This is a genomic window from Gammaproteobacteria bacterium (genome assembly GCA_014075255.1).
In the GTDB taxonomy this organism is placed as follows: domain Bacteria; phylum Pseudomonadota; class Gammaproteobacteria; order UBA4575; family UBA4575; genus JABDMD01.
This window is the reverse complement of sequence record CP046178.1, coordinates 1,001,959-1,028,914: the sequence shown is the minus strand read 5'-3', so window position 1 is coordinate 1,028,914 and position 26,956 is coordinate 1,001,959. Positions and strand designations below refer to the sequence as shown.

At 39.7% G+C, this 26,956-nt stretch carries 36 protein-coding genes and 1 pseudogene; 26 read left to right on the top strand and 11 right to left on the bottom strand.

The window, feature by feature from the left end:
• Positions 1–12 precede the first annotated feature (12 nt).
• The 4 genes from GKR92_05340 (at position 13) to GKR92_05325 (ending at position 2,593) form a co-directional block, all read left to right on the top strand.
• Positions 13–477, top strand: a complete 465-nt coding sequence (locus tag GKR92_05340; protein ID QMU61154.1) for a hypothetical protein — start codon at positions 13–15, stop codon at positions 475–477.
• Positions 398–1,876, top strand: coding sequence for a hypothetical protein (locus tag GKR92_05335; GenBank protein ID QMU61153.1), 1,479 nt, complete (start codon positions 398–400; stop codon positions 1,874–1,876). Before GKR92_05340 ends, GKR92_05335 begins: the two co-directional genes overlap by 80 nt.
• Before the next feature lie 232 nt (positions 1,877–2,108).
• Positions 2,109–2,246 (top strand): hypothetical protein, encoded by a 138-nt coding sequence (locus GKR92_05330; protein QMU61152.1) that lies wholly within the window; start codon positions 2,109–2,111, stop codon positions 2,244–2,246.
• A gap of 35 nt (positions 2,247–2,281) precedes the next feature.
• Entirely contained in the window at positions 2,282–2,593 is a 312-nt protein-coding gene (locus GKR92_05325; GenBank protein ID QMU61151.1) for a hypothetical protein, read from the top strand.
• 15 nt (positions 2,594–2,608) lie between these two features.
• On the opposite strand, the gene GKR92_05320 is transcribed toward GKR92_05325, so the two are convergent.
• A complete protein-coding gene (locus GKR92_05320) occupies positions 2,609–2,800 on the bottom strand; it encodes a hypothetical protein (GenBank protein ID QMU61150.1) in 192 nt (63 codons plus the stop codon).
• A gap of 199 nt (positions 2,801–2,999) precedes the next feature.
• Between GKR92_05320 and GKR92_05315 the strand changes: the two genes are divergently transcribed.
• The 9 genes from GKR92_05315 (at position 3,000) to GKR92_05275 (ending at position 9,362) form a co-directional block, all read left to right on the top strand.
• On the top strand, positions 3,000–3,326 hold the full coding sequence (locus tag GKR92_05315) for a hypothetical protein (GenBank protein ID QMU61149.1): 327 nt from the start codon (positions 3,000–3,002) through the stop codon (positions 3,324–3,326).
• A gap of 66 nt (positions 3,327–3,392) precedes the next feature.
• Positions 3,393–3,602, top strand: coding sequence for a hypothetical protein (locus GKR92_05310; protein ID QMU61148.1), 210 nt, complete (start codon positions 3,393–3,395; stop codon positions 3,600–3,602).
• Positions 3,603–3,867: 265 nt separating this feature from the next.
• On the top strand, positions 3,868–4,404 hold the full coding sequence (locus GKR92_05305) for a hypothetical protein (GenBank protein ID QMU61147.1): 537 nt from the start codon (positions 3,868–3,870) through the stop codon (positions 4,402–4,404).
• A 1,172-nt stretch (positions 4,405–5,576) separates the two neighbouring features.
• Positions 5,577–6,401 (top strand): hypothetical protein, encoded by an 825-nt coding sequence (locus tag GKR92_05300; protein QMU61146.1) that lies wholly within the window; start codon positions 5,577–5,579, stop codon positions 6,399–6,401.
• Between the two features lie 37 nt (positions 6,402–6,438).
• Positions 6,439–6,825, top strand: a complete 387-nt coding sequence (locus GKR92_05295) for a DUF302 domain-containing protein (GenBank protein QMU61145.1) — start codon at positions 6,439–6,441, stop codon at positions 6,823–6,825.
• A 709-nt stretch (positions 6,826–7,534) separates the two neighbouring features.
• Positions 7,535–7,711: a hypothetical protein gene (locus GKR92_05290; GenBank protein ID QMU61144.1), complete on the top strand. Its 177-nt coding sequence runs from the start codon at positions 7,535–7,537 to the stop codon at positions 7,709–7,711.
• A gap of 9 nt (positions 7,712–7,720) precedes the next feature.
• The gene (locus GKR92_05285; protein QMU61143.1) at positions 7,721–8,014 is read left to right on the top strand and encodes a hypothetical protein; all 294 of its coding nucleotides are present in this window, start codon (positions 7,721–7,723) and stop codon (positions 8,012–8,014) included.
• Between the two features lie 335 nt (positions 8,015–8,349).
• The gene (locus tag GKR92_05280) at positions 8,350–8,703 is read left to right on the top strand and encodes a VOC family protein (protein ID QMU61142.1); all 354 of its coding nucleotides are present in this window, start codon (positions 8,350–8,352) and stop codon (positions 8,701–8,703) included.
• A gap of 401 nt (positions 8,704–9,104) precedes the next feature.
• On the top strand, positions 9,105–9,362 hold the full coding sequence (locus GKR92_05275; protein QMU61141.1) for a hypothetical protein: 258 nt from the start codon (positions 9,105–9,107) through the stop codon (positions 9,360–9,362).
• 1 nt (position 9,363) lies between these two features.
• On the opposite strand, the gene GKR92_05270 is transcribed toward GKR92_05275, so the two are convergent.
• Positions 9,364–9,792 (bottom strand): hypothetical protein, encoded by a 429-nt coding sequence (locus GKR92_05270; protein ID QMU61140.1) that lies wholly within the window; start codon positions 9,790–9,792, stop codon positions 9,364–9,366.
• A gap of 81 nt (positions 9,793–9,873) precedes the next feature.
• Between GKR92_05270 and GKR92_05265 the strand changes: the two genes are divergently transcribed.
• The 3 genes from GKR92_05265 to GKR92_05255 all read left to right on the top strand — a co-directional run bounded on the left by GKR92_05265 (position 9,874) and on the right by GKR92_05255 (position 11,771).
• A complete protein-coding gene (locus GKR92_05265; protein ID QMU61139.1) occupies positions 9,874–10,191 on the top strand; it encodes a hypothetical protein in 318 nt (105 codons plus the stop codon).
• 169 nt (positions 10,192–10,360) lie between these two features.
• Positions 10,361–11,245 carry a PhzF family phenazine biosynthesis isomerase gene (locus GKR92_05260; GenBank protein ID QMU61138.1) on the top strand — a complete coding sequence of 295 codons (885 nt, stop codon included), beginning with the start codon at positions 10,361–10,363 and terminating at the stop codon, positions 11,243–11,245.
• Between the two features lie 52 nt (positions 11,246–11,297).
• Positions 11,298–11,771: a hypothetical protein gene (locus GKR92_05255; protein ID QMU61137.1), complete on the top strand. Its 474-nt coding sequence runs from the start codon at positions 11,298–11,300 to the stop codon at positions 11,769–11,771.
• Between the two features lie 52 nt (positions 11,772–11,823).
• Here the strand turns inward: GKR92_05255 and GKR92_05250 are convergent, their stop codons facing one another.
• From GKR92_05250 to GKR92_05220, 7 genes are all read right to left on the bottom strand, one after another.
• Positions 11,824–13,029: an LbtU family siderophore porin gene (locus tag GKR92_05250; GenBank protein ID QMU61136.1), complete on the bottom strand. Its 1,206-nt coding sequence runs from the start codon at positions 13,027–13,029 to the stop codon at positions 11,824–11,826.
• Between the two features lie 164 nt (positions 13,030–13,193).
• The gene (locus tag GKR92_05245; GenBank protein ID QMU61135.1) at positions 13,194–13,895 is read right to left on the bottom strand and encodes a cobalt transporter; all 702 of its coding nucleotides are present in this window, start codon (positions 13,893–13,895) and stop codon (positions 13,194–13,196) included.
• Positions 13,896–13,906: 11 nt separating this feature from the next.
• The gene (locus GKR92_05240; protein QMU61134.1) at positions 13,907–14,104 is read right to left on the bottom strand and encodes a hypothetical protein; all 198 of its coding nucleotides are present in this window, start codon (positions 14,102–14,104) and stop codon (positions 13,907–13,909) included.
• Between the two features lie 276 nt (positions 14,105–14,380).
• Positions 14,381–15,175 (bottom strand): phosphodiesterase, encoded by a 795-nt coding sequence (locus GKR92_05235; protein ID QMU61133.1) that lies wholly within the window; start codon positions 15,173–15,175, stop codon positions 14,381–14,383.
• A gap of 88 nt (positions 15,176–15,263) precedes the next feature.
• Entirely contained in the window at positions 15,264–16,049 is a 786-nt protein-coding gene (locus GKR92_05230) for a DUF3050 domain-containing protein (GenBank protein QMU61132.1), read from the bottom strand.
• Positions 16,042–16,611, bottom strand: a complete 570-nt coding sequence (locus GKR92_05225; protein QMU61131.1) for a TetR family transcriptional regulator — start codon at positions 16,609–16,611, stop codon at positions 16,042–16,044. The genes GKR92_05230 and GKR92_05225 overlap by 8 nt, the downstream gene beginning before the upstream one ends.
• Positions 16,612–16,615: 4 nt before the next feature.
• Positions 16,616–17,083 carry a DUF1348 family protein gene (locus GKR92_05220; protein ID QMU62717.1) on the bottom strand — a complete coding sequence of 156 codons (468 nt, stop codon included), beginning with the start codon at positions 17,081–17,083 and terminating at the stop codon, positions 16,616–16,618.
• Between the two features lie 152 nt (positions 17,084–17,235).
• Here GKR92_05220 and GKR92_05215 point away from each other — a divergent pair, with 152 nt between their 5' ends.
• On the top strand, positions 17,236–17,493 hold the full coding sequence (locus GKR92_05215; protein QMU61130.1) for a hypothetical protein: 258 nt from the start codon (positions 17,236–17,238) through the stop codon (positions 17,491–17,493).
• A 43-nt stretch (positions 17,494–17,536) separates the two neighbouring features.
• On the opposite strand, the gene GKR92_05210 is transcribed toward GKR92_05215, so the two are convergent.
• Both GKR92_05210 and cynR read right to left on the bottom strand, forming a co-directional pair.
• Entirely contained in the window at positions 17,537–17,863 is a 327-nt protein-coding gene (locus tag GKR92_05210) for a hypothetical protein (protein QMU61129.1), read from the bottom strand.
• A 123-nt stretch (positions 17,864–17,986) separates the two neighbouring features.
• Positions 17,987–18,907, bottom strand: a complete 921-nt coding sequence (cynR, locus tag GKR92_05205) for a transcriptional regulator CynR (GenBank protein QMU61128.1) — start codon at positions 18,905–18,907, stop codon at positions 17,987–17,989.
• A gap of 194 nt (positions 18,908–19,101) precedes the next feature.
• On the opposite strand from cynR, the pseudogene GKR92_05200 reads away from it, so the two are divergent.
• The 9 genes and pseudogenes from GKR92_05200 to GKR92_05160 all read left to right on the top strand — a co-directional run bounded on the left by GKR92_05200 (position 19,102) and on the right by GKR92_05160 (position 26,796).
• Positions 19,102–19,894 (top strand): annotated as a pseudogene (locus tag GKR92_05200) (nitrile hydratase subunit beta).
• A gap of 56 nt (positions 19,895–19,950) precedes the next feature.
• On the top strand, positions 19,951–20,646 hold the full coding sequence (gene scnC, locus GKR92_05195) for a thiocyanate hydrolase subunit gamma (protein ID QMU61127.1): 696 nt from the start codon (positions 19,951–19,953) through the stop codon (positions 20,644–20,646).
• Positions 20,647–20,721: 75 nt separating this feature from the next.
• Entirely contained in the window at positions 20,722–21,084 is a 363-nt protein-coding gene (locus GKR92_05190; GenBank protein QMU62716.1) for a hypothetical protein, read from the top strand.
• Positions 21,085–21,146: 62 nt separating this feature from the next.
• The gene (locus GKR92_05185; GenBank protein QMU61126.1) at positions 21,147–21,509 is read left to right on the top strand and encodes a hypothetical protein; all 363 of its coding nucleotides are present in this window, start codon (positions 21,147–21,149) and stop codon (positions 21,507–21,509) included.
• Between the two features lie 181 nt (positions 21,510–21,690).
• Positions 21,691–22,458: an ATP-binding cassette domain-containing protein gene (locus tag GKR92_05180; protein ID QMU62715.1), complete on the top strand. Its 768-nt coding sequence runs from the start codon at positions 21,691–21,693 to the stop codon at positions 22,456–22,458.
• A gap of 138 nt (positions 22,459–22,596) precedes the next feature.
• Positions 22,597–23,880, top strand: a complete 1,284-nt coding sequence (locus tag GKR92_05175; GenBank protein QMU61125.1) for a hypothetical protein — start codon at positions 22,597–22,599, stop codon at positions 23,878–23,880.
• On the top strand, positions 23,877–24,716 hold the full coding sequence (locus GKR92_05170; GenBank protein ID QMU61124.1) for an ABC transporter permease subunit: 840 nt from the start codon (positions 23,877–23,879) through the stop codon (positions 24,714–24,716). Before GKR92_05175 ends, GKR92_05170 begins: the two co-directional genes overlap by 4 nt.
• Positions 24,717–24,776: 60 nt before the next feature.
• Complete coding sequence (locus tag GKR92_05165) at positions 24,777–24,971, top strand: CbtB-domain containing protein (GenBank protein QMU61123.1); 195 nt, start codon at positions 24,777–24,779, stop codon at positions 24,969–24,971.
• Between the two features lie 244 nt (positions 24,972–25,215).
• Positions 25,216–26,796: a hypothetical protein gene (locus GKR92_05160; protein QMU61122.1), complete on the top strand. Its 1,581-nt coding sequence runs from the start codon at positions 25,216–25,218 to the stop codon at positions 26,794–26,796.
• Positions 26,797–26,956: the final 160 nt, after the last annotated feature.

Sequence of the window (26,956 nt, the reverse complement as noted above, 5' to 3'; positions counted from 1 at the left end):
GTGATCCTATTGATGTTGATAACAAGCTTGCTCACAGCTTGTGCGCCTCGTCTTGCAATGGATGTCATTACTAATCGTTATGTCATCGACATACACGAGGACCATGCAGACCTTGGCAAAAAGATTTGTTTTGTTAAAGAGGTCAAAGGCTACAACCAAGGAAGCAGACAGATCCTAGGTGGCCAAGACGATCGCTTGAAGGACTACAAATATATTCCTGGTTATCAGTATCACATTGAGGATCACGACTTCGTCGTGACACGTAAAGACGTATTCAAAATTATTGGCGTGGTAGACATCACAGCTAAAGGACTCGCAGAGTCTTTCGGTGGTGACTCACGCTTTACCATTTACCTTAAAGATGGCGAGAAGTATCTCGCATCAGGAGGCTATTATTATGAAACAGATAAAAGGTGCAGCGCTGCTACTGGTACTAGCAGCACTGCTATCACCGTCGATCTGCATAGCAAATCTTAGTGACGTTCAAATCTATTATATCAATGGGATTCAAACTAAAAAGGCTAAAGCAGATAGAGTCCCAGGCAAGCTAGATGTCATGCATGGCAGGCCGGCAGGCAGCACTCGCTTGCTCCACAATGCTACGGCTGGCGTACCGCTTGGATTACTAAGCGATCTATGGGAGTCGGATGCAGTAGTCACCGAGGCTACCCGTGTCGGCATGAAACCCACTACCTATTTCTGGGGTGTGTTTTACGGCACGATTAAAGTAGTCCCCACTGCGATCCAAACGCTGTTCCAAGCATTACAAGGCCAAATTGCCTCACTGCCCTCTAGTGCCACCATCGATGTGGAGCGTTGGATGGGCATCATTAATGCTGGTCGTACTGCAAACCCCTACCAGAAGATCCTGCTAGTGGGTCACTCAGAAGGTACGGCTTATGTGAACCTTGTGTATAACCGCATGGCTCAAACTGAAGTTACGAGCAATACGGAAACCAATAACTGCACGCAAGTGTTTCAGATGGCGAGCATCACCCCCACGGTGGCCAATGGTGGTCGCTATGTGACGGGTACGAATGACCGCGCTATCCAACTGGTTCGCGCAGTGCTTAACAACATCTTGCCTGCCAACATCTTCTCGCTATCCACGGATACAAAAGATGGGTGGCTTCGCCACGGGATCAACGAAGTGTATTTGTTTGAGCCCAATATCGTGGCCAAGGTTAAGAGTGACATGGCTGTGGCAGGTACGGATCTTGTGCGTGAATGTATTGCCCCGACCTGTAACGGTACGTGGGGGAATGGTTCATCCAATATGGATGACCGAGAGAATCATTCACGATTGAATGGACCGGTCACGATGAGCTATCGCATCCGTCCTAACAATCCAGGCTTTGTCGGACCCTCGGCATGGCATGCGGATCATGTGGCAACGTTAGGCGGGCAGGTACGAATCAATCGTAGCAATGTCATGCAAGAGGAGACGGGTACCTTTACCTATAACTTCCGTGCTGGACAACCGGATCTAATTAACATGGTTACCAGTGGCACCGTGCGCCCTAATGGCTGGGTAGCGATCTCAGCCCGACCCGCTTCTTTTTGTATTTCATGCGGAAGTGGAACCTGTTCCACCTTTGAAGGCAAGAATCGTAGCAAGCAATGGTGGCTCAATGGCAGCGTTGGAAATTGGGAGTGTCCTGATATTCGCAACGTAGACGTTGCACTCAATAACATCATTACCAATGTCGGCCAGAAGATCCGCAATGGCAAGTATCTGTTTAGTACTAATACCCGTGGCTGTTTCTGTCGCAGTGCCTTTGGATGTCCAAGCGGTGTTGCGCCTCGAATTCGTTACGGCGGCACGGTCGTTGAGGTCCCAAGACTAGGAACCTTTAAGGAGATCGAACTGAGATAAGAATTCGTCATTCCCCATGGCGAAAACTACGCCGTGCAAGACAAGGATGACTTAGTACCCTTGCACGGTTTTTTTAAATAGGAATAGGAGTTGATATGAAAATAATAATCGCAGCCGTAGCGGTAACTTTGTAACCGTAAATTAATTTTAGAGAAACAAGGCAAACAGTATTTGTTTAACGGTGCGTATTACCCGCACAACCATAGGAATTGTAAAGCAAGGGAAGATAGCCATGAGTGAACAATCTAGAGAGCAGCTAAATCAGAATCGCCTTAACAAGTTTGAAGAGCGATTTAAGAAAACAACGAGCACAATGAATTGGTTCATTATCATCACCATCATTGCATTCACTATTATGATGATCAAATGATGTTAGAAGAAACAGTATTACATTCATCACGCATAATGAACAAGAATGATGCACAGTTAATCGCTGCAATGTTAAGTGATGAAACTCCCGTGACATTCGGTTATGCACATGACGAACAGAGCGAGTTTGTGCTAATGATTAGTTGCACACACATACAAATAGGACGCTTGCCTATTGGTGGGGATTCTAACAACAAGATGTTAGTCGGTGTCTTGCATCACAATTTCTATTGGTTTAATGCAGATGAAGAGTTTTATGCCAGCAATGTAGCTGAGAAGCTTAAGCTAGGGCAAAAAGATTCTATCTCGATTGCAGAATTACTCAACAACATAAGGGAATATTTATGAGTGTTCACCTTGTACTTAAGAGCGTTGTAATAAGCGTGGTTCTTGGGTCTTCCTCAGCTCACGTACTTGCTGAGGAGGATTCGTATCAAGTGGAACTGGAAGAATCTCACGCTCAGTTTCATAACGACTGTAAAGATCATCCTGCGCAGGATGCGTGTGTAGCGAACTTAAAAATACAGTTTTACATCGCTTTTTGCTGCAAGACATTTTAAGTGAACAAGAGCGAACAAACGAGTTGTTAATTATCTTGGGTCACCCGTAATAACTATGAAAAGAGTTTATTAACGATGGCGTATTCAATGATATGTAAAACACCACGGTGTGATCGTAACGTGACATCGGTTATATAGAGCTTATGGAGTAGGTGCGCGAATACGAAAGCATTAACTTTACTGTGTATTGCACTGTGGCTCACGAAATTAATGCATATGAATGCAAGTATGTATTTTATTTGTCACTGAGTAAAGGCTGGATAGCGATGATGGAAAAAAAGAAAGAGTGCTTGCTGGAAAAAATAATCACGATGCCAGCCGAGCAGCACAGAGCGAGCGTAAGCGCGCAAGAGCACGAGTCGGCTATGCAGGTACGTGAAATTACCAAAGCTTTTTCCACACCTAAGCAGTTCAAGCAAGCAATGCACGGAGGGGACTTAACGCTCGATTACAAAAAATGTTTCACACTTATAACCGGGTCAGAAAACACTATAAAGAACATGCGCAAGAACACGGAATAAACCCACGTACGTTGTATTCAAGCTTATATAAATATGGCTGGGGTGCGCCAAATATTGGAGTCATAAATGAATGATCAATATAAATTACCACAACTAAACACCATCGTCATCGTAGATGGTTATGAATTCAAGGTAACCTCAGTCGGTCCTGAAGGTACGAGAAAGATCTTAGTAAAACACGAACGCTTAGGTGCTAAAACGTTTGTGCTGACTTATGCTGATCAGCCTCGTGAAGTAGCATGCATGTTAGCTAAGCGATTATTACAGCAAAGATAACAAAAGATTAAATGAGAATAATGAGCACATATCATTTATTTTTTGTAATTAGTTTGGTAGTAGTTCTAGCTATTGCATTAATTTTTCTTGCCGATAGCTTCCGTATTAAGAAAAACTAATGTCCGCTATTGGCCGAAAGCGGACATAATTAAATTGAAACAAGGGGAAGCAAGGTTGGAAACTCTAAAATACAGTCTTAAAATGTCTGCTAACGACCCAATGCGGACATTGGCTAGAATATTGTTTGTTAAAATAGGGAGCATTTATGGGAATCGATGAATCAAAAGCTAAGCTGCAAAAAGCAATTGATATTCTAAATGAGAACAACATACCAAAATCATTAGAATGGTTGATGGATAACAGAATTGGAATTTCTGATGGAATTGAGATGGATAGCTCAAAGACAAAAGAAGATTATGAGAATTGTCAGATAGTCAAGAGGTTCACGTATAAGAACAACAATTATGAATTATTTTATGTAAATGGTCATTCTTTCCACACATACGGTGATACGGGATACCACGGTGATTTTAGGTTATTTTTTAATAGTGAACTTGTAATAGAAACAACCTATTTAAAAAATTATCTAGATAATGAATGGGACTCGGTTTCAAAAAGTATTTTATTTCATGATTTTGCTGTTAAATCTATAAAGTTAAAAAAAGACTGGGTCAATGATACTTCAACTTTGGTGGGAGAGGAAAAAAGGAAAATTGAAGAAATAGAAGAAGAAAAAATTAAAAAAGATGAAGAGGATTCAAAAAAAATAGATGAAGGAATTGATCTGGGGGATTTTGAATAAAACAAACAATTTCAGTTGCAATGTCCGCTATTGTATTGGCCGAAAGCGGACATTCACAGCTTGATGCTAGGTCGATAATTAAACCCTCCCTTTTAAAGGGGGAGGCTCATCTACAGCAGGTTATTCATTCCTAAGGTCTTTTTATTCGATATATTTTATATAGGGCTCGAAAAGAAAAGACGAGAAACGGAAACAATATATAAGTCGTTTCACATTACCTATGCAAAAATGAATAACGAAATATGGGTGTCGACCTTAAGCGCATCAATGCTAGTGTCCTCCCTAAAAACCAACTTGTTGTCCCACACTAGGTAGTGGATGCCGATGGGTTGGAGTTGGAAATGTACCCATGAATCTCTAAGTAAGAGAGAGATTGAGGATAACCCACCGACACCCAACTATAGTATGCGCTATGCAGCTAAGTGTAAGGCAAAGACTATTTGCAGTAGAGCGCTCCATTGATGTACTTACTTTAGATGAAACATCCCTGTGAGGCTCTATTTTCTACCGAGTGTGACATTCAGGGGTACCAAGTCGGCGCACCTATTAACATTCGAATAAAGTATTTTTGCTTTGTTAACAGCTTCTCGACACGAGACGAAGGTTCCTAAATTCAATCGATTAACTCAAATCAAGCAAGTATAAGCAATTAGCTTCTACGTTATGCACCATGTGCTCTCCAGTACTTTGAGCATGCATGTTTACATAGAATCTGGACATTTTGATTCTCCATAAACGAGTAATGCTTTTGATGTAGTCATTGACGGCCAACCTAATGATCATCCTACTTAGAAAAGAGCCAGGGTGATAAGTTGGTTTAAAAATACAGATTGTGAATCACCCTGGCAGTCTCATCATGCACTCGCGCTACCCTCTAGAGCGAGTACATTTGATGATTTCTCAATGTTTAGTAATGAACGTAGTTTGCACTATGCACTGTAGATCAAAGTCAAGCAGTGCTTTTAACTGCGTGGTGAAAGGTAAAATGAAGGGCGTAGCAAAGACCAACTTTGTTCGTACAGGCTATTGCCTTATATGTAAGTTCATAGTGTTAAATTAAACACTGAACAGGAAAACTTAAAGCATATTTAAATTGGTTTCCAATTCCATTCAACTAAATAGCACAAACTATTTGGCCGATCACGTCTATAAGGGGCACAAAGGGAAATATCATGAGAAATTTATTTATCGCAATGCTCACTGTGAGCATAGCCGGGTGTGCCACCTTGACTTCAGATGCAATGACCCCCATTACGCTCTCATTTGGTGATGGATCCAGTGGTGATTGCGTACTGACTAACAAACGAGGAGTGTGGTCAACGACAGCTCCCGCGACTGTCTCTGTCAGGAGATCGGATGATGCATTGAAATACCAATGTAAAACGGCAGATGGTTGTGTCTCGCAGTTTTCTTGTGCTACTGCTGTAAACGAAAAGAATACGATTCTACATGCACAAACAGCTTACACTCATCAAAAATCAGGAGATTGGAAAGCTGCGCGTATCGAATGGGCAAGAGCCATTGTGAATGCAAATTTAGGGGAAATGGATGATAAAGTTCGTGCAATATTCTATTACGAATATGGAAGATCACTTGGTGTAACTTGCATTTTTGACGTAGCAGAATTCTTTTTAAATAAAGCATTAGAACTAGATAAGAAAACAGGTGAACCTCTATATTTGTCTTTGACAGAATTGTCTCGTTTATATCTGGATCAAAATAAATTTGAGCAAGCCACTAAATATTTGGAGAAATCATTCTTTGAGCTTGATAAAAAAAGTAGAGAAAAAGAAACACCAATTGAATATGCAAATATGTTAGATGAATACGCACTAGCCTTATCTAAAATTGGGAAAAAAGCTAAATCGGAGGGTGCCAAGATACGAGCAATTAAACTCAGAAAAGAAAATCCGAAAGGATACTTGATTACAGAACGAACACCATACGGAACACAATGTGAATATCCGCTTTTGACCCAAAACGGACATTTAAACTAAGTGCTATTTAGATACTAAATTTAGTGAGGAGGTTTATATAAATGATATAAAGTTTAAACTCGGAACTGGCTGCAATTTTTATTTACCACATGCAATTGTTTTATGTCTACTATTAATATTTCCCATTCCAGGCAGTGCTGGTGATATTGAACGCCGTGGAGATGCATATGTTATTTATTTGTCGGGGGAATTAGGCTTCAATGAAGTAGTCAATATCCTTGAAGAAGAAGTAGAGGGTGAAAATTGGCAAATAGTAGAACGCCATGATATTGGTGCAGCCATTAAATCATTTGGCAAATACGCGCATAACAAAGTGATACCGGTTTGCAAGACGCAGTATCTTGCACGAGTAATAGAAGAAGACCCTTTCGTTTCATTAATCATTCCATGTCGATGTACAGTTTTTCGTGATTCCACTGAATAATCTCCGCCAGGTAGAATTGTTGTGGGATTTTATGACCCCGTGGCCGAAGCTAATGGTCTAAATCTCAAGCAAGCTAAAGCAGCAGAAATTGCCACTAAAGAGTTAAAAGCGATATTACTTCAAGTTGCAGAATTCTATCAGGAATAGATTGGCTATTTAGAAAAAGAGATGTATGTCCGCTAACGACCCTAAGCGGACATTACAGTTTCTACATGAATAGCGGGTTAGGAATGCATTTAAACAATCTAATAAATAGTTAGAGACTACAAACGAAATGAATGAGTTGTGTTTACTATCGAATTTAACCAGCGCTGAGTGGGCTACATGGGTTCAGGCTGTCGGCTCTGTCAAGGAGTCAAAGAAATGATTGAATTTATACTAGGCGTTGCAATCGGCATCGCGTTATCAGAATTACATCAAAGAGGGCTAATTCGACCAGCCTTTCAATTGGTTGAAAAACAAGATCTCTTCGATCAATGACTAACCAACAAAAACATGCGGCATGTATGGTAATGGCTGGTAAATACACGCCTATTGTTAAGTAGTTTACCCAGTGTTGCGCGGTTTAACGTACCAAGTTGCTGCGCTTTTTTAAAGGAGATAGAAATGTTTTTGGATGGGGTCTTTTAGCTTTCTTCTTTGGCTTATTGGTTTTGTTTACATCAAAAATAACACCAAAAAAATCTAACTAAATTAAGGAGAAATTGAAATGGAAAATTTTATGTCACCAGGCACAGGGCTAGTAATTATTCTACTTTTAGTGGTTTGGTTTTTAGTATGGCTGTTCTTACCTTTTGCTATATTCGGTATTAAAAGGAGACTAGATACTAGCAATGAATTAAATGCTCGTATCGTTAAGCTTTTAGAGTCTAATAAAACCGAGTAAGGTGTTGCCATGATCAGGACTATGTTTCTCCTTGTATTTGCGTGTCTTTCGATTTCCCACGCAAAAAACTACAATTCTGATTATGGCGCTTTTAGTGAACATGAAATTGAATGGGTCACTCGCCCGTTTGTAAATTCAATGATGTTTATTGATATGGTTGTGCCATGTCCAAACAAACTAATACATCTAGATGAAAATACTAAATGTTATTTGGTTTCAATGACAACTAAATCATTTGATGAGGTTAATATGTTGGTGATGTGGTCCAAGTTGCATAAAGCCTGGGTTTATCAATGGCTATAGAAGAAGAAAGTGAAATAAGTAGATTACTTCTGTTAAGAAGTGATTTTTTAAACAGGCAACTTTGTTTAGTGACTTTTTTCAAACTATTAGCGATATGAGCACCAGCATCGACGCCACGTGTAAAGATATCGACGCAGAGGTAAAACGCCTTGAAGCTAGTGATTAAACTATGCTGCCACCTAATTTGTTTGATGACCGCTATTGGCCGAAAGCGGACATAAATAAAAGCATTAAGGGGAGAATCTGGTTGGATTCACTAAATAACAAGCTTAAAATGTCTGCTAACGACGCAAAGCGGACATATCTAAAGTAATTTATTGGGAGGACCCATAGATATGAGCGAAATTAAAACCGTCACTATCGGGTTGCCTGTTGCCGACATAGGCAGCGCGACAAAGTGGTATCGCCGACTACTAGGAAGTGTAGAGGAGATTAATCCAGTACCTGATGTTTGGGAATTTAGCCTTACACCAACATGTTGGCTGCAACTCTTTGAAGTCGAAGCCAACGAACCTAATCCATCAGTCGTGCGATTTGAATCAAACAACATCAAGGAGAGTCATGAGTTAGCTCTTAAGGTTGGCAGTGCGGTAACAGAAATTGAATCAGTGCCTGGAGCAGTAAAATATTTTGAATTTCGCGACCCTTTTGGGAACTCGTTGTCATATTACGAGCTCTTGGATGAGTGATGCTGAACCACGGTGTTATGTCCGCTTATGGGCGTAAGCGGACGTTTAAATTCCCTGATATTTCCCTGTTATTGAAAAGACATTTCCGATTTGAAATGATCTAAGTGCTTGGTAATTCGAAAGAATGTCTGGAGGAGGAGATGAATCAAGCGCTAATGTATAAATATTCCCTGTAAATAGGATGTTAATCAGGGAATTTATACATTATATAAGAGAGTAGGGTTTGCTTAAGACTCCAACCACCGCCAATTTCAACATCCTGTATTTTCGGCCGAATATCTTCGCTTTTCGTCGGTCATGGTGAAAATAATAGAGGATCAAATGTATGCTTTCTACCGTTCAATTTGAAGCAGTAATAGTTGAAAAAGTGCTTCTGAATTCAATCTAATTTTGGGGGTGATGTGAAAGCAGATCTAAAAAAATATAAAAACTATACGATTTTATACAAAACTAAGGAAACTGATTCTGGCGAGTTCAAGCCTGTTGCGACATTATTCAAGTCAGGTGAAGATGCTGTAACACTAGATATTAGTAAAACCTTTGCGGATCGAGATGCTGCACTTTCCTTTGCGTTAGGAGCTGCCGAAGCTACTGTGGAAGCTAAAGTAAATGGAAACAAACCAGATTTTACGTTACTGGTGAGTGGGCAATTAACTTAATTTATAAATTCTCTTGAGTAGATAATTCTGTTAGTAATGAATTAGGGAAAACGATGCATTTGTTTGCATATAATTTCTTTAATTCTTTAATATTAATATATATTTCATTTTTCCAGATGTCATCGTGAATAGTGTTCTTTAAATTATCTTCACTATTTTCGGATTCTGTATTCTTTAGTATTCTCCTATCAACTTCAGATTCAATAGAATCTAACGTCACCAATGCTTTTTCACGAAATATTTGTAGAAGATCTGTCTGAATAAAATAACGAAACATCTCTGCAACAACTTCGTCATCAGATGGCATCGGATTTTTGGAATTACTAGTCATGGCTATAGTTTTAGCAAATGTCTGATAATATTCTTTGTCTTTCAATATGTTTATTAATTCAGATAAAAGAATGAATTCTGATGTGTTTTTAGAAGGCATGAAAACTATAATGTAGTATTATTTAACCTTAAGCTAGCTAATTTAATAATCCTGAATTAACGAAAGTATACTAATTTATCTGTGCGTAATTTACTAATAGTATTCTTATCAGCACTATGTGTTATTGCTTGTAACAATGAGCAAATTGTTTTTTCCTATGTTGTAGTGAAACCTACTGTTGAAGATAGTGTGGTTAATGAATGGCGCCCGGTAATGAAAGTAGCGTACCGTGTGGGTGAAAACACAGTAATTAGTGAAGTTGCAAATTTGTTAGATGAATACAAAAACTGCTCGATTAAGGATAAAAATAATTGGCAATGCCAGTACGAGGATGGGACAGGTAAAAATAAATTTGGCTTTAATGAGGGGGGAATACTGGAAAGCGCCCGTTTTGGGTGAAGATGTTAGGTACGTTTCGCGTTGGGAGTATAATGTAATTCGATGCAAATGGTTCCAGTATGATAGTGGAAAATTAAAAGGTATGGTTTCATGTTTGCAGACATATATATAAAAAATAATTAGTTTGCAGAATGTATTTAAACTATATAAACAACTAAAAACTGGGTAAATGTCTTATCAATTCTACATAGTTGATGTGTTTGCTGAACAGTCTTACTCGGGAAATCAGCTAGCCGTAGTAATAGGTGAGAGATTACCTTCAGAAGATTCGATGCAAAAGATAGCGGCGGAGATGAATTTTTCTGAAACCACTTTTGTTACTCCAGAACCTGAGGAGAATGGAGGCTACCGTGTGCGGATCTTTACGCCGTCAAAAGAAATAGCATTTGCGGGTCATCCAATTCTTGGAACAGCTCAGGTGCTTCGTAATCATGTTATTTCTGAATCAAGTGCACATATAAAACTAAACCTAAGCGAATCTCAGGTACCAGTAACATTTGAAATATCGGATGCTGGGAAAGAAATTGTGTGGTTTTCAGCTCCAGAAATGTTGCTGGGTGCTATTTCAGCCGTTGAGCCTGTTGCCACTGCTTTAGGTATATCGTCAGATGACATTGAGATGAGAACGCCTATTCAGGTGGTTTCTGCTGGAACATCTGCCATGATAATTCCACTCCGCAGTTTAGATGCACTTCGAAAATGTATGTTAAATATTGAAAAATATTCTTCAATGTTAGCGAATGGATTTCCACCGCTCACTTACCTTTTTACTCAACAAACATATAATTCTGAGAATGATCTTTGTGTGAGGTTCTTTTTTGAGTCGCATGGTGTGCGTGAAGACCCAGCAACGGGAAATGGCGCTGCATTTCTTGGTGCTTATCTGTTGGAGCATCAGTATTTTCCTGAATCTGGTTTGTCCTTAAGAATAGAGCAGGGTTATGAAGTTCGTCGACCATCGTTGATTATGCTGCGCGCGAAGATGCTTGCAGGGATTCGTGAGGTCTATGTGGGTGGTTATGTTGTGTCAGTTGTAGAAGGTAAGTTGCTTTGATGCAAAAAAACATGAGCCTAAAAATTATACTATTTAATGCTGTTTATAAGAGATGAGTTTGAAAATCCTCGCAGATAAGGTAAACAGTTGCACTAAAGATGTATCGGGTTGGCAACAAGTCCGGGAAGAAATTATTAACAGGCATGAAAAATCATCAAAGGTTGAAGACTATATAACATTGCTTTCATTGTATAAATCTTTGATGGATGCTGTTGAATTACATATGCAAGATAGTGTAGATATAGACAAGATTAGAGAAGTTAGAGATCAAGATTATAAAATGCTGATAACTCGAGAATGCACTATTGGTGGTAGCGTTTGTATTGAAACCTTGTATGAGTTAACGCAACGAGAGTTAGAGGCGGGCAGGATGGGACCTGAGCATAGCTTAATTAATTTAGCTGTTGATGCGATAGCTGAACCACACTATTCTCGTGAACAATTGCTTAGGCAAGAGAAAAAAATTCAAAAGCTTGAAAATAATGTAACTTTGCGTGAAAAATTTTCACATATATTTAGAAAATAGATTTTAAGTAGTATATTTTTAAAGATCGGTGTTAGTTCTTTTTGTGGCTTGTTTAAAACTCAACAGCAAGTTGAGAAGTGATGGTGTCTCCACCAAATTCTCCGGTACCGCCATCTGAATCACTGTAGTCATCATCATGTGCCCACTCGAACGAGAGTGCGGTGCCATCAAATATTTCAGCAGATAAACCACCTATTATGCGTTCCTCTGGAAGCTCTAACGCAACCGCTTCATCAGTGCCTTGATAGGCAAGTGCTGCCGTCATAGGCACGCCACCCACATTAAAGCTATAACCCACTTCTATATTAAAAGCTTCAGGTTCTGCGCCGCCGGTTCGATAAGTCAACTCATTCGCTTCGAAATCGTCCGTAGCCATAATGTATTCAGCAATAACATTGAAAGGCCCATAGGTGAAGATGCCGTCAATAGAGAACCCACCGACTTGGTCACTGTATTCAACTGCAGCAGCATCAATGTTGTCCTGAATAACATCTTGTAAATTGTCTGAATCACCAATGTCATTTATATAACCAAGATTAATTGCGAAAGAACTATTTTCATTTTCTTGCATATAACCGGCAAACGCACCAAAGTTATCAATGTCATCGTCACCTTTTTCAGAAAGATCACCATTAAAAACATACACACCGCCACTAAAACCATTATGCTCAATTCCAGCAAGCACTGAAGTTTCGCGCGTTTCAGCAATCTCTAATGTTAATGGGTCAGAAATTAAATTCGTTTCAAACATACCAAAAGGCTCGTACATTAAACCGGAAGAAACAAACCAAGGCTTATTTGGATTCGCAATGGTCACAATGGCAACGTCAACTTCAAGATCGGTATCGTCTTCTTCAAATAGTAAAACAGTCTCTGCAGATACCCATTCATTCACCTCAGCGGCAACACTAAGCTCGGCAGTAGCCAACACAATATCACTGCTGCTTTCTCCATCATCAGGATCGTTATAACCCGCTTCCACTTCCGTGACACCACTGATTTCTATTTTATTAAACCATCCGTCATCCGATTCTGAATTTGTATTCGAGTTTTGCACCAACTCTTCAATTTGTTTGGACTTCTCTTCAATTACATCATTTTGCTGATTAATCGTTTCGCTTTGTTTATTTACAATTTGTTCGAGTTGGTTTAATCGCGCTTTAATCGCGCTTATTTCATCTTGGATGTCATTTGCGTAGACGTTTTCAAAAGTAGCTAAAATAACTAACGAAGTAACTAAAAATTTAAATATACTCATGGGTAAACTCCTTCTTCTTTTTCTTCTGATTTTTACAGATCAATCAATTTAGTGTGATGAGATGTACAGATCTATTTATAAAAATTTGGACATTTCTATCCAATAAGTGATTGAAGTAATTTCAATCACTTATTTATAAATATAACAACAGGGAATGCTAATTTTTAGCTAACAGTCTCACTAGCTGAGCGGATTGCGCTGCGATCTTCAATACGGACATAAAAATATGCACTTAGAGTCCCCAGCACGATCCAAAAAATTGCATTTGTCCCAAGCGATGCAAATTTGAATGAAGTTCTCAGTTCCTCAGGTGCGAGCCCATGGTGAACTTCTGGTTGTGGTGCTCCAAACACATGTGGCAATGCTATCAAAGCAATACCAAATAGTTTTAAATATGATTTTGGTTGAAACGCAATAATCCACAACCCTATTGCTGTAAGCACTACGGTAATGACCCACCATACTTGGCGTTGTTCCAATTGTGCCGCAGCATCACCAGGCAGTTCTGGCGGTAAGCCAAAGGATGGCGCGAGATGAAATGCTGCAAAACCAGCGAGTCCCCATAAAATTCCATGATGCCATCTGATGTTGCGGCGTATTGCATAGCATGCAGATAGCAGTAGCCCAAATCCTATACCGACGATTATGCTATTGGTTGCAGTGTAGAATGTACGTTCAGTGCCGTCTTCAGGAGCCCATGCTTCTTCTTCACCATGATCAGCTGCATCATCGCTATCTGTAACTTCATAGGTCTCTGCTTCCAAAATCATAGGAATTACAGTGTAGTGTTGAAGGCCTGCAAGTGCTAAGCCGGCCAGCAGACCGGCAAACAATGCGGTTAAGAATATTCTGTTAAAAGTCTTCATTGCTTAACTCCTTAGTGGCAAGGAAATGCAAGTCCGTGTCGGATGTCGTGTGCGGCATTATGCAGCATTTCCGGTCCGGCAAAACCCACAGCAGAAATAATCAATACACCCGTTACAACCGCGGCTGACACGGCATAAACATTTGCCCATGAGATGGTTCTGGTCTGAGCTTGAATCAATAAGTGTGAGGTTTCTTTGGCTATGTTCATTTTTGCTACTCCTTCCTAATTATTTTTTATTCAAACAAGACATCTTGTTTGGATTAAGTGAACACGAATTCTTTGTTCGTCTATTGCACTTGATAGTCTTCTTATATGCTTGATTAATATACCGTTCATCCAAGCTGATCGTTAAGTCTAAATGAGATGAATAATGTATCCGAATACTTTGTATTTATTATATCTATAGATTTTGCCTATAGATCTCCGAATTATAATTGGTAAATAAGGTGAATATCATTCAAATGACTGATTTGTTATACAATTTCACTCAATATGATGAATTTTTGTACGTATATTAATTGTTTGGTGGTTGTCTAAATCCAAGTTAACGATCCTATATGAGGGTGGAGGTGTAATTTCGACTTGTATGGTGTCGGAATATTTTTTGAATTGATAGCAGGTGGAGGGGGTTGAGAGCAAACGTAACTTATTTTTTTGCTGGTCAAAATCTTGATGGATATGCCCAAATAAAACGAGCGCATCTTGAGAATAATTTTCAACAAGCGTTATAAATTCAGTCTTATTCATGAGTCCCAATTCATCTAGCCATTTGCTGTTGATCAATACAGGCGGATGATGCATGGCAAATATATTAAATTGGCCTTCGCTATTTTTAAGATGCATTTTGAGCTGTTGTAAACAGTTTTGTGAAATTACACCGTGATTTTGTTCATCTACCCAGCTACTCAATAAAACCAATGAGAATTTACCCATTTGGATGATGTTGATTGAATCATAAGGACAATTAGAGATGACCTGTTGTAAAAGATTGGGTACATCATGATTGCCTGGCACACAATAAATGGGAAATGCATATTGTTGTAATATCGTTTTTAAAACGTTATAGCTCTGTTGATCGCCTGTTTGCGAGACATCTCCAGTAAGCAACAAAAAATCGATATCGGCATAATTTGATTGGATGTGAGATAAAACCGACTCAAGAGAATTTTTTGTATTTAAACCGTTAAAAGTATCTTCTGACTGATTTAATAAATGAGTGTCCGTGATGTGGGCGAACTGTAAAACATTTGGCTGATTATTTTGTAATGCACTTAACATACGAAGTGTTGGTCGAGCTAGAGAGTAGAGTTTTTAAAATACTCTTAATAAATCATCAATCAATTTTGTCTTGCATGAAATAATTTCATTAAGCCACTAACGATAAATGTATTCCATTCCAAAATTCTAGTCTACTTGCTAAAGCTTGTTCTGCAATTTCAACTGCTTCAGATTGCTTATCTATAGCATTGCCACATAGCTCATTAGCCATGCGTACAGCAAGTGGGCCATGTTCATGTTTATCAAGTTGCACATGTCTAGCTAAATAAGCATGCAAATTAGGTGCATCATTTCGGTTAATCTGTAATCCATTTTGAATAGATTGGAAAAGTTGTGGAACTATAGTTTCTCTTCCAAAAGCTATAACCGTTGCTAACAAATGAGGCTGATTACGTTCAATAAGTTTAAAGGTGAACGTCAAAAATTGTTTGGCAGGGTAGGGTATGTGTCGAGTTTGCAGGGCGCTCTCAAGACCTTTGGTTTCAACTAGGTTAATAAAATGTGAAATTGGTAGTGTGTTAGCACCTATATCTGTCATGGCATTCAAGTAACCTTGAAAATGACTAGCATGAGAAAACTCTGCAGCTTCCGTTAGTGCTAGATCAGACTCTTCCTCTAATACAAGCTGATTGATGAAATTGGCATGATGTGGATATTTAATCGGTATCCAAGGGATCGTAATAGGGGCAAGGTGCAATTGAAGTGCCTTAATAAGCGACATGAAATCCCATACCGCAAAAACATGATGCTCCATGAATATTTTCAGATTGTTTTCATTATTTAAAAAATCATAAAGAGGGTGGTTATTAAGCTGCTTAAGTAATGATTTGTATCGTGGTGAGTCGATATTGTTATGTAATGGCTCTTTAGTCATGGGCGCTTGATTCAATACGTTTTTTAAGTCGCTTTAATGTTCGTGTAAATACTTTTGGATTGTCTTGTGATCTTGCCAGGACTAACGCTCCTTGTATGCTTGTGACGACATCTTCAGAAATGTCATTGGCGAGATTGGCATTTAGTCCATCGCGTTTTAGCGCAGATGCAAGTGCCTGGTTCCATGATGTGAAATATGAATTTAGTTTGCAAGCAAACTGATCGCGCGTGTTATCAAGCGAAAATGCACCCACGAGGCAAATACGTTTGCCTGAATGGAAATAATCATCTACTGCCTTAAACATTACTTTAATTCCATGTTTTGGATTATTGCTCTCACGAAGTGGTAGAAATACATTTTCTTCAAACCAGATGGCTACATTATCAAGTACGACCTCAGCCATCTCTTTTTTGCCATTTGGAAAATAATGGTAAAGACTACCTTTGCCGAGGCCGGTGCGATGAGTAATTTCTGCAAGGGAGGTGCCTGCAAATCCAAATTCTCGAAATATTTCACCAAGCGTGGGAATTACGTCGTGATGTTCGGTAATGTCTCGTGCCATAAAGTCAGAGACCTAATTCGGTTAACCCGGGGAAATCATCGGGTCTTGGGCCTTTATCCCACAGAAATTTTCGCTCAGTTTCCTTAATAGGAATATCGTTAATACTCGCTTGACGCTGGCGCATGAGGCCACGTTCATCAAACTCCCAGTTTTCATTTCCATATGCTCGAAACCAATTTCCAGCGCTATCATGACACTCGTATTGATAACGTACCGCGATACGGTTGTCATGAAATGCCCAGAGTTCTTTGATGAGTCGGTAATCTAATTCTTTATCCCATTTGCGTGTGAGAAAAGCTACGATCTCATCGCGACCGTTAATAAACTCATCTCGATTTCGCCAACGGCTATCCTCAGTGTAGGCAAGTGAAATTTTCTCTGGGTTACCTATGTTCCAAGCATTTTCAGCCATACGAACTTTTTGAATTGCAGTTTCCTGAGTAAATGGTGGTAAGGGGGGTCTTTCAGACATCATTGCATCCTTAGTCATAGTTAACTGATATATGAATATTGTACCGAACGGTACAATATTTCAATAGCTAATTACCTATGTTTGTAAAATATTCTATTAGTGGAGTCAGGCAAGTTTATGTCATGATTGCTTTACTGAGAGAATACAAGACGATGCAAAAATTTTTAAACAAATTTGTTGATGTAATAATGACTGGCACGAGGCCATTTCGCATATTATTTTTTGGAGGTGTGTTCTTAGCATTAATAATAATGAATGTGTTAGCAATGGTATTTGATATTAATACAAAGCTTGGTGGAGATATTAATTTAGCAAATATTATTTTAATTATCTTTTCAATGTTTGCAGGTTTTGGGATTTCTTATTCTATTATTCATTTTGCAGGCGCTAGTAAGCGAAAACGTGAGTAAGGCTGGAAAAATAACGATTAAGGAAAATATTGTTCTACCAGAGCTAATTAACTTTGTTATTCCAAATTAAGGCATAACGAGATTTATCTACCTTAGCTTGATTATCAGAAATATTGATTTCAGCACCATGTATCTTCACTGTTTGATTGATAGGACTGTTATATAAAATATTTCGAAATGTTAGGTAATCAACAGAGCTGAATACATTATTTTGGTTTTGAAGAAAAGAATGTAAATTTGGCAAGGTAAATTGCCATCTTTTATTGTCTATATCAAAGCTCTGTTCTATTTCTATCTGTGTCAATAGAGCTTTGTTTTTTAAAGCGACCTGTTCAAAAAAATTGATAAGTGCTTTTTCAGTTGCTTGCATATTTTAATCAGAAGAAATTAAATTCTAATTTTGTATTCATCATCAAAGTGTAGTTAATCATTTACATGATTATTTGACTTTAACTTGTATGTTAAGTAATTCCTCAAGGAGATTTAACTGTAACTAGTGTTTAGGCAACTCATCTTTAGACCATAAGTGGGCTAATTCTGAGAATGCAACGGTAGCAGGACTTTTATAACCATCTTTACGGTAAATTAATGTTATTTCCTTACGCTGCATTTCTGGTGAAAGATTGATAGCGTGTAAGCCTTGTTGTCTAACAATGCTTAGAGGAAGTATGGTTGCAAGTGGGCGATGTTTAATTAGTGAAATTATAGCGCTTAGTGAATTGCTCTCAACTGCAAAACGAGGTTCGATTTCATATTTATTGCAATATTCATCCACATGACGGCGCAAAGCAAAATCATTATTCAACAAAGCTAGAGATTCTTGCCCGAGGTTTTGTGCGCTCATCCTTTCTTGTTGTTTAGTTCTAGGATGAGAGTTGCCTACTGCAACACAGAGCTTCTCTTCAAACAATACATCGGTCTCCAGTTCATTCGGGCGTGTGGTAGATGCAAACGGTTTGCTAAACACTATACCAATATCAATTCGTGATTCTGCAACAGACACTTCAATGTCATCTTGCGGCATTTCTAAGGTATTGATGTTGATGCCTGGATACAGGCCATTAAAATTTTCTAATAACGAACAGGTTAGGTAATCAGTAATGGGTGTCCAGCCTAAACGTAATGATCCTCTGCTTAAATTTTGCACATCGTGAATTGCACGAGCACCGCCATCTAATTCACCCCAAGCGCGGCGAGCATGTCGTATGTATATTTCGCCTGCATTAGTTAACTGTACGGATCTTCCGGATCGATCTAGTAATGGCGACTGTAATGATTCTTCTAACTGTTTTATTTGTTGTGACAGGGTAGGTTGTGATACATGCAGTGCTTCTGCTGCACGGGTGTAACTACCGTATTCCGCTATGGCTACTAAGTATTGTAGTGATCGAGGAAAGATATCTCGCTGTTGCATAGCTAAATCCTATAGGTCTGATAAAAACAAAGTAATGGATTAATAACATAGCTACATTAGACTTGTCATCAAGTAATTTGTGCGCCTATAAAAATAATGTATAAATACCTATTATTATTTTTTATAAAAAAACAATGGTAGTAGTAAGGCAACAAATTAAAAAGAATTATAAATATCAGAGGAGTCACTAGGTTATGTCAACACCTACACGCAATAGAGTGCTTGGTCATCTAGATTACGTAGGCATGCTACAGCCCGCGATTCACAAAGAAACACACGCACCCGCACCGGATGAAATATCAAACGAACAGTATCGTGCATATACACGTCCTGTACACGATGTCGGCGGCGAACGAGATGTACCTATACCATGGGAAGAGAAAGAAGAAGAAGTTTGGGAGCACAATACTTTTGTAACGTGTGAAGTATTAGCGTGGCGTGGCGTATGGACTGCAGAAGAAAGAAGAAGACGTCAAAATGTTGATGTGGGTCAAACTCAATATTTAGGATTACCTTATTACGGACGTTGGTTGTTAACGGCTGCATTGATCTTGGTTGACAAGCAATTTGTCTCCCTCACTGAACTACACGAAAAAATTGATGAGGTTAAGAAACGTTATGAGTAAGCCACATTATGATTTAGAGCATCATGCAAAAAAAGCAACTGGTATTGGTGATCCACAATGTTTCAAAGGTGAAGCAGGGACCGCTAAATTTAAAGTAGGCGATAAAGTTAAAGTACGTGATATTTCTGATCTATTTTACACTCGTACACCGATGTATACGCGCGGCTTAGAAGCAACGGTTGTGCGTTTAGTGTATGAAAGCCCTCCGGCAGAAGATGAAGCTTGGGATAACACTGATAATGTTGAGTGGATGTATAGCGTGCTATTCATGCAAAAAGATATTTGGCCTGAATATTCTGATACTTTTTCTCAAGATACATTGGAGACAGAAATTCCTGAGCATGGGTTAGAACCTGCTTAACTGGTCCTGGCATAACTTACGTCTAGATAAAAAGAACGAGAAAAGAGGAGAGACACATGTCAAAAAATCATAAAGCTGCACCAATGGTAGACGAGGTCAGTGAGTTTGAAATTCTTGAGCTTGCAGTTCGCGAACTTGCAATCGAGAAAGGTTTGTTTACTCAAGATGATCATAATGCATGGACAGAATACATGCATACACTGGGTCCCGTGCCTGCTGCACGCTTAGTGGCTAAAGCGTGGTTGGACCCAGAGTATAAAAAACTATGTATAGAAGATAGTGTTAAGGCGAGTCTTGAAGTAGGTATTGATTGGGTGAACCAAATGCCAACTAAATTCGGTACGCCTAGTGATTATTGTAATTTGCGTGTAATGGCAGATTCACCAACTGTAAAACATGTTGTTGTGTGTACACTTTGTTCTTGTTATCCACGGCCTATTCTTGGTCAATCACCTGAATGGTATCGAACACCTAATTATCGTCGTCGCTTAGTGCGTTGGCCGCGCCAAGTATTAGCAGAATTTGGTTTGCAGATATCTGAAGAGGTTGAAGTGCGAGTCGTAGATTCCAATCAGAAGACCCGTTATATCGTCATGCCTGAACGTCCTGAAGGAACAGATGGTTGGACCGAAGATCAGCTAACCGAAATTGTTACACGAGATTGTTTAATTGGTGTTGCGTTACCTAAGCCAGGTAAGACCGCTAATGATAAGCGATATATACGTCCAGCTGTGAACCCATACGGGCACTAGATTATAAGACGGGGCTATAAGGAAATAGAGATCATGGTCGAAATTAATCCAGAAAAAATTTCTCTTGATGAGGAGATGGCTAAAAGAAAATTAGATAAGTCATCTGTGTCATTACTTGAAGAAGTTAAAGCTAAAGCTGAAGGAAAATCTTGGCGTGACTTAAGTAAAAAATGGGGTGTCGAAAATCCTGATCCTCCATGGAAGATCACACTTGAGGCAACTTGTGATGTGCTTTCAGAAGTTTCTTGTGCATTACCTGGTGTTGAGCGTCGTTGGGAAGAAGATGAGCTTACTGATGAGCATTATAAAGATGTTCCATTTCCTGAGAGACAGTTACTTGCCTTAGCTCATTCAATGATACGTCGAGGATTGATTGATGAAGATGATTTAAAAAGTCGTATGCAGGAAGTTGATAAGCGGTTGAATATGGTCGAATAATTTAAAACATTGCTGCTAATAAAAAAATAACTAAAGCAGTTATACAAGTAGGAAGAGGAGTCATGTCAAAAATATTTATGAAATCATCGTGGGGTAGCGATGACCCAACTCGAGCAGCAATGGTGTTAGGCCACGGTCATGCGCTAGCCAGTGCTGGTCACGAAGTTCGCATCTTTTTACTTGGCGAAGCAGTTTGTATGGCGCGCGAAGTAGTACGAGAAAATTTAAAGCCAATGGGCTGGCCTTCCGTTGCAGAGCAATGGAAAAATGTTCTTGCAGAAGGCGCACGTATTGAGTTTTGTGGTGCATGTTCGCGAGCACGAGGTATTACAGAAGAAGATATGGCGAATGCAGGCGGCCAACCAGGAAACCCAGATACCTTTGTAGAAGATACTGAGTGGTGTGACAAAGTTATAGCAGAATAGAAATTTATGGGTAATTGCAAAGATGTTTTTGTTAAGAGCTGCTCTTGCCAAACGAATGGTCGAATGGAGTAGTTAGTTGAGTAAACAAGAAATACTCAAAGGAACAATTAACTCTTTGCTAAGCACTGGGTCAATAGATAACAGTGCTAAAAAAACGAATATAAATAAGGGAAAAACACGTATGTCAGAACGCAATGGCGTTAGCATAAACCTCAAGGAGGTTACGCATCGTTATAACTCAAAGTCTCCGCTGACCTTTGAGAAGTTGGATATGCAATCGGATCCAGGTGAGTCCCTGGTAATTATTGGTCGTTCTGGCTGTGGTAAATCAACCTTGCTTCATATAGTAGCCGGTTTGCTGGGTGGATTTAACGGAACGGTAGAAGTTAACAACAAAGCGGTTAAAGCGGCATCATCTAAATGGATCATGATGTTTCAAGCGCCTCATCTTTTCCCCTGGATGACAGTGGAGCAAAATGTTGGCACAGGCTTAAGGTTTGCTGGTTGGTCAAAAGATAAAATTGCTGACCGCGTTAAAGAAGCGGTTAGTCTGGTTCACATGGATGAATATGCGCATAAAAATACACAAGACCTATCCGGTGGACAACAACAACGTGTAGCGTTAGCGCGTTCTTTGGTTATGGAGCCAGAAATGTTATTGCTGGATGAGCCATTTTCTGCACTGGACGCATTTACTAGGGCGACTCTACAAAAAGATGTGCGAGCGATATCCAAAAAAATGGGATTCAATATTGTAATGGTAACGCATGATATTGACGAAGCTGTGATCATGGCAGACCGCACACTCATCATGGCAGGTTCGCCAGGAAAAATGGTTCATGATTTAAAAGTGGATCTCCCGGATCCGCGAGACCGTGAAGATCCTGCCGTACAAGAATTAAGAGCTAATTTAATGCAAGTATTTCAAGATGCTGCAAATGTTACTTAAAGTAACCACTTATAATAATAAAAATAATGTGGGTATAAACTTATGAACTACGCAGTTAATATATAGGTCTGATTGTGCACATCAGATGAATAACCCAGAAGAGTAACCCAGAAGAGAAACGATGAGAGGAATTCCAACATGAAGAAGATCTACCAGAAGCATGGCGAAGGGATTGTACATGATGATCCTAATCTCGCGATTGAGTATGACCCGACATTTACCGGCGCATTAGGTACCGGTGTAAATCGACGTGAATTACTCCAAGTTGGTGCGGCGTTAGGAACTGCTGGCATGACCATGCCTGCTTTTTCTGCGAAAAAGAAATGGGATCCAGTAATTAAAATTGGCTACATCCCGATCACGGATGCTGCTGCGTTGTTAATTGCGCATGAATTAGGATATTTCAAAGATGAAGGTCTCGACTCTAAAAGGCCCACTTTGATTCGTGGCTGGTCGCCTTTAGTGGAAGCGTTTGCAGCACATCGTTTTAATCTCACGCACATGTTGATACCGATTCCGGTTTGGATGCGCTACAACAATAAATATCCTATCAAAGTTACAGCGTGGGACCATACCAATGGTTCAGCAATCCTTGTGGGTAAGAATAGTGGTATCAATGAGCCAAAAGATTTTGGTGGCAAACAGTTTGCAGTACCGTATTGGTATTCGATTCATAATATTGTTTCGCAAAAAATTATGAAAGCTGCCGGAATTAAACCTGTCATTAAGCCTCAATCAGCAAAATTGGCGCCGGACGAATGCAACTTCCTCGTTTTACCTCCTCCGTCCATGCCGCCTGCGCTCGCAGCAGGAAGTATTGATGGTTATTGCGTTGCAGAACCGTTTAATGCTCTTGGTGAACTTAAAGCGGGCGGAAAAGTGTTGCGCTTTACCGGTGATGCTTGGAAAGGACACCCATGTTGTGTTGTGGTGATGCACGAAGATGATGCAATGGATCCAGATCGTGCTGCTTGGGCGCAGGGTGTACATAACGCAATCATAAAAGCGCAAATACATCTAGCCGAGAATAGAGAAGCGATGGCTGAGCTATTATCCAAAGATGGTAAAGGTTATTTCCCTATACCAAAAGAAGTCGTGAAGCGTGCAATGTTGTTTTACGATCCAGCGTACTATCAAAATCCTGAGGCCATTAAGCACCCAGACTGGGATCAGAACCGCATTGACTTCCAAGCTTGGCCTTATCGGTCTGCAACAGAGCTTGTAATTAATGATTTGAAAGAAACAGTGGTTACAGGAAATGCAAAGTTCTTAGATACGCTTACGCCTGAGCATGTAAATGAAGATTTGGTTAACTACGATTATGTTAAAGCAGCATTAGAAGCCAATCCAAAATGGCGTAATGATGCCAGCGTACCAACTGAAGGCGATCCTTATACTCGCACGGAGGTATTTGAACTTTGAGCAATGGAGATGCCAATACTGACTTAATAGATGCTGGTGCAGGAGCGCTTCCTAATCAGGAAGGCTCCTATGCAAAGAATTTTGGTGTCAGCTTGTTTTATTGGGTTGCCGGCCTATTTATTCTTTTCTTGCTTTGGTTGTTTGGGGCTTATCTCATTGAGATTAATCCTAATACCACTAACTTTAAAGACTTTGGACCCATTCCAACATTTCAGGCATTTCCTGAATTATTTGCAGAAGGAAAAATACAATCAGCGATTCAGTCTAGTGGCTACCGCTTAGGTATTGGTTTATTGATTGCCATTATTGTTGGTGTACCCATTGGAATCCTATTGGGTAGAAGTAAAATCTTTCGACAACTGAGTAATTCACCATTTCAATTAATACGTATGATCAGCCCACTTTCTTGGGAACCGATTGCAGTAATCGTATTTGCAACTTGGAATGGTGCAATTGTGTTTCTTATTGCCATTGCAGCAATTTGGCCTATTGTTTTTGCTACTGCAGCTGGGCTTGCTAAGGTAGATCCGGCCTGGTTTAAAGTTGCCAAAAACTTGGGTGCAAAACCATGGCATATGGTTACACAAATAATTATTCCTGCGATTGCGTTCGATATCCTTACCGGTATACGCCTTGCATTAGGTGTGGCGTGGATTGTACTCGTACCAGCTGAATTTTTGGGCGTAACTACAGGTCTTGGTTATTCCATTGCGGATGCACGCGAGACGCTTTCATATGACCGTTTAACTGCGATGGTACTTACCATCGGAATTATGGGTTACATACTGGATAGCTCATGTGCAATGTTAATTAAACGCTACAGTTGGCATCACTAATACACATTTTATTTAAATAATTATCAGAAAATATATTTTTCAAATCTAGGAGGCATAACTATGCAAAATCAAACAGCAACTGAAAGTACTATTCAACTTGCAACTCGTACAACTTCGCTATCAAAGCCGTTACAAATTGCATGCGCATTTATTTTAGGATCAGTGATTCTATACGGTGCTGGTTTCGTAAGTACGGCGGCCGTGCATAACGCTGCTCACGATGTGCGACATGCGCAAGCATTTCCTTGTCACTAAATAATAGAGTGGCACAAATGCATAACTATGTAAGCGGTGCATATCCATAGCTAACACCTATGAGTTCAATAACGACAAAGTCTTGGACGAATAACGTGCCGTTCTTTTATATTGATTATTAAGATAATATAACAGCCCATAAGATTAGTATATAATAACTATAAAATTTACAAATTACTAAGTCAGTATCCGGTCGGGATTCAAGTAATCTCGGCCTAATTCTTTCAAGGGAGGAGAAGTACCCATGGTCTATTTCAAACCACTACCGTACCTTGTGGCGATTGCCATATTCATGATCGCTCAAAGTGCTAACGCAGTAGGATTTAATGATGTTCCCAATGCACACTTTAACGCACATCATAAACTCTACCCTGAAGTAGGAACACTAAACGCCATGTTTACGCAAGGCGGTTCAGATTTGTGGCTTAGGGCAAGACATGAGGATGTGCAAGAAGATCGAGGCGGGACTCCACTTGCAGGTACGAATGATGCGTCTTTATCCAGTATCCGAGCTCAACTTGGCTTTACCACGGCTCGTTATAAAGGATTTTATTTGCGTGGAGAATTAGAAGCGGCAATTAATCTTAATGATGATGCTCTCAACCTAGATGATGATTTTAGAATTCCCCCTGGTCCAGTAGGTTCTAGGCTTGCTGAAGGAAACGCCATTATTCCGGACAATGATTTTGGGGAAGTGAATGAAGCCTATATTGGTTGGCGCAGTGGTAATAATTCTTCCTGCGGAGCTTCGCCAGGAGCAGGATTTTGTGATGGAAAGACTTCTTTTAAATTAGGCAGACAAACCATTATTTATAACAACCATCGTTGGGTAGGTGATGTTATTTGGCGTAATAATAACGTATCCATGAATGCATTTAGATTTGATAGCAGCTCGATTAAAAACCTTAACTTTTCATACTCATATGTAAAAAAAGTGAAGCGACTGTTTGGAGCTGGGTCTCTTTTTGATGAATGGAAATTTGATGATGGTCATTTAATAAATGTAAGCTACACCTTCCCAGAAATTGGAACACTAACAGCTTATGGGTATTTGTTAGACTTTGATGACAACCGCAGAACTCCACCCTTTCAAGAAGGTTCTGGACTACCAGCAGGTCCTGGTGCAGTACCACCCAATGCGCTAGATTCAGATACCTGGGGTGCACGTTTTGTCGGTACACACGAAATAGGTAACGTTAATTTACAAACTGAATTCGAATGGGCTAACCAAGATCCAAAAGGCGATGAAGGTGAAAACGCCATGGGTGTGCAGGTCAATACTGAACTTGATGACAATGATTATATCAATATAGAGTTAGGCTTAAATTGGGGCGGAACGAGAGTTGATAACGTTGGATTTCTGCCTGTAGGTGAGCCTTCTTATCAGATCAGAGTGGGTTATGAAGTTCTAGAAGGGCAAGGTGATGGTGGAAATGCACTACAAACCCCTTTGGCTACTGTTCACGCTTTTAATGGATGGGCAGACGTGTTCGTAGGTGCGCCAGGTGGATCAGCGACCCCTGTGGGCGGCCTTGAAGATACCAGTATTACGTTTCAAGTATTGGGTCTTTTTGGTGACACCATTGGTAAAAATAAAATTGTGGTGGCCTATCACGACTATGAAGCAGATAAAACCTTCACAGGTGCAGGCTCCAGTGGAAGGATTTCTGACTATGGAGATGAGTTAAATTTATTGTGGGGCAAGCCCAATATCTTCGGTGTGAAGAATTTGCTTGGAGCCATAAAATACGCAGACTACGATGCAGATGATTTTGGTGTAGATACTCGTAAAGCATGGGTGTTACTCCAATACAGATATAAATAAAAAGAAGGCCTTATAGAAAAGGCCTTTCTCTAACTACCAGGCTCTGGTCCGGCTTGACGTAATATAGGGAGGTGCGTACTCCATCTCCCTTTTTCTTTCACGTATTGATTTTGAACTTAGCCCTTAGGCACGACAACAAATGAAGTGCTTTAGCATTATG

Bases quoted from the DNA above. Each gene is read 5' to 3' on its own strand.
- GKR92_05245 (QMU61135.1), bottom strand. From the start codon at position 13,895: ATGAAGACTTTTAACAGAATATTCTTAACCGCATTGTTTGCCGGTCTG.
- GKR92_05255 (QMU61137.1), top strand. From the start codon at position 11,298: ATGAGTTTGAAAATCCTCGCAGATAAGGTAAACAGTTGCACTAAAGAT.
- GKR92_05180 (QMU62715.1), top strand. From the start codon at position 21,691: ATGTCAGAACGCAATGGCGTTAGCATAAACCTCAAGGAGGTTACGCAT.
- GKR92_05240 (QMU61134.1), bottom strand. From the start codon at position 14,104: ATGAACATAGCCAAAGAAACCTCACACTTATTGATTCAAGCTCAGACC.
- GKR92_05330 (QMU61152.1), top strand. From the start codon at position 2,109: ATGAGTGAACAATCTAGAGAGCAGCTAAATCAGAATCGCCTTAACAAG.
- GKR92_05160 (QMU61122.1), top strand. From the start codon at position 25,216: ATGGTCTATTTCAAACCACTACCGTACCTTGTGGCGATTGCCATATTC.
- GKR92_05325 (QMU61151.1), top strand. From the start codon at position 2,282: ATGAACAAGAATGATGCACAGTTAATCGCTGCAATGTTAAGTGATGAA.
- GKR92_05230 (QMU61132.1), bottom strand. From the start codon at position 16,049: ATGACTAAAGAGCCATTACATAACAATATCGACTCACCACGATACAAA.
- GKR92_05175 (QMU61125.1), top strand. From the start codon at position 22,597: ATGAAGAAGATCTACCAGAAGCATGGCGAAGGGATTGTACATGATGAT.
- GKR92_05260 (QMU61138.1), top strand. From the start codon at position 10,361: ATGTCTTATCAATTCTACATAGTTGATGTGTTTGCTGAACAGTCTTAC.
- GKR92_05210 (QMU61129.1), bottom strand. From the start codon at position 17,863: ATGCAAGCAACTGAAAAAGCACTTATCAATTTTTTTGAACAGGTCGCT.
- GKR92_05220 (QMU62717.1), bottom strand. From the start codon at position 17,083: ATGTCTGAAAGACCCCCCTTACCACCATTTACTCAGGAAACTGCAATT.
- GKR92_05185 (QMU61126.1), top strand. From the start codon at position 21,147: ATGTCAAAAATATTTATGAAATCATCGTGGGGTAGCGATGACCCAACT.
- GKR92_05285 (QMU61143.1), top strand. From the start codon at position 7,721: ATGATCAGGACTATGTTTCTCCTTGTATTTGCGTGTCTTTCGATTTCC.
- GKR92_05225 (QMU61131.1), bottom strand. From the start codon at position 16,611: ATGGCACGAGACATTACCGAACATCACGACGTAATTCCCACGCTTGGT.
- GKR92_05305 (QMU61147.1), top strand. From the start codon at position 3,868: ATGGGAATCGATGAATCAAAAGCTAAGCTGCAAAAAGCAATTGATATT.
- cynR (QMU61128.1), bottom strand. From the start codon at position 18,907: ATGCAACAGCGAGATATCTTTCCTCGATCACTACAATACTTAGTAGCC.
- GKR92_05335 (QMU61153.1), top strand. From the start codon at position 398: ATGAAACAGATAAAAGGTGCAGCGCTGCTACTGGTACTAGCAGCACTG.
- GKR92_05300 (QMU61146.1), top strand. From the start codon at position 5,577: ATGAGAAATTTATTTATCGCAATGCTCACTGTGAGCATAGCCGGGTGT.
- GKR92_05320 (QMU61150.1), bottom strand. From the start codon at position 2,800: ATGTCTTGCAGCAAAAAGCGATGTAAAACTGTATTTTTAAGTTCGCTA.
- GKR92_05340 (QMU61154.1), top strand. From the start codon at position 13: ATGTTGATAACAAGCTTGCTCACAGCTTGTGCGCCTCGTCTTGCAATG.
- GKR92_05215 (QMU61130.1), top strand. From the start codon at position 17,236: ATGCAAAAATTTTTAAACAAATTTGTTGATGTAATAATGACTGGCACG.
- GKR92_05280 (QMU61142.1), top strand. From the start codon at position 8,350: ATGAGCGAAATTAAAACCGTCACTATCGGGTTGCCTGTTGCCGACATA.
- GKR92_05270 (QMU61140.1), bottom strand. From the start codon at position 9,792: ATGCCTTCTAAAAACACATCAGAATTCATTCTTTTATCTGAATTAATA.
- GKR92_05250 (QMU61136.1), bottom strand. From the start codon at position 13,029: ATGAGTATATTTAAATTTTTAGTTACTTCGTTAGTTATTTTAGCTACT.
- GKR92_05165 (QMU61123.1), top strand. From the start codon at position 24,777: ATGCAAAATCAAACAGCAACTGAAAGTACTATTCAACTTGCAACTCGT.
- GKR92_05310 (QMU61148.1), top strand. From the start codon at position 3,393: ATGAATGATCAATATAAATTACCACAACTAAACACCATCGTCATCGTA.
- GKR92_05290 (QMU61144.1), top strand. From the start codon at position 7,535: ATGGAAAATTTTATGTCACCAGGCACAGGGCTAGTAATTATTCTACTT.
- GKR92_05235 (QMU61133.1), bottom strand. From the start codon at position 15,175: ATGTTAAGTGCATTACAAAATAATCAGCCAAATGTTTTACAGTTCGCC.
- scnC (QMU61127.1), top strand. From the start codon at position 19,951: ATGTCAAAAAATCATAAAGCTGCACCAATGGTAGACGAGGTCAGTGAG.
- GKR92_05190 (QMU62716.1), top strand. From the start codon at position 20,722: ATGGCTAAAAGAAAATTAGATAAGTCATCTGTGTCATTACTTGAAGAA.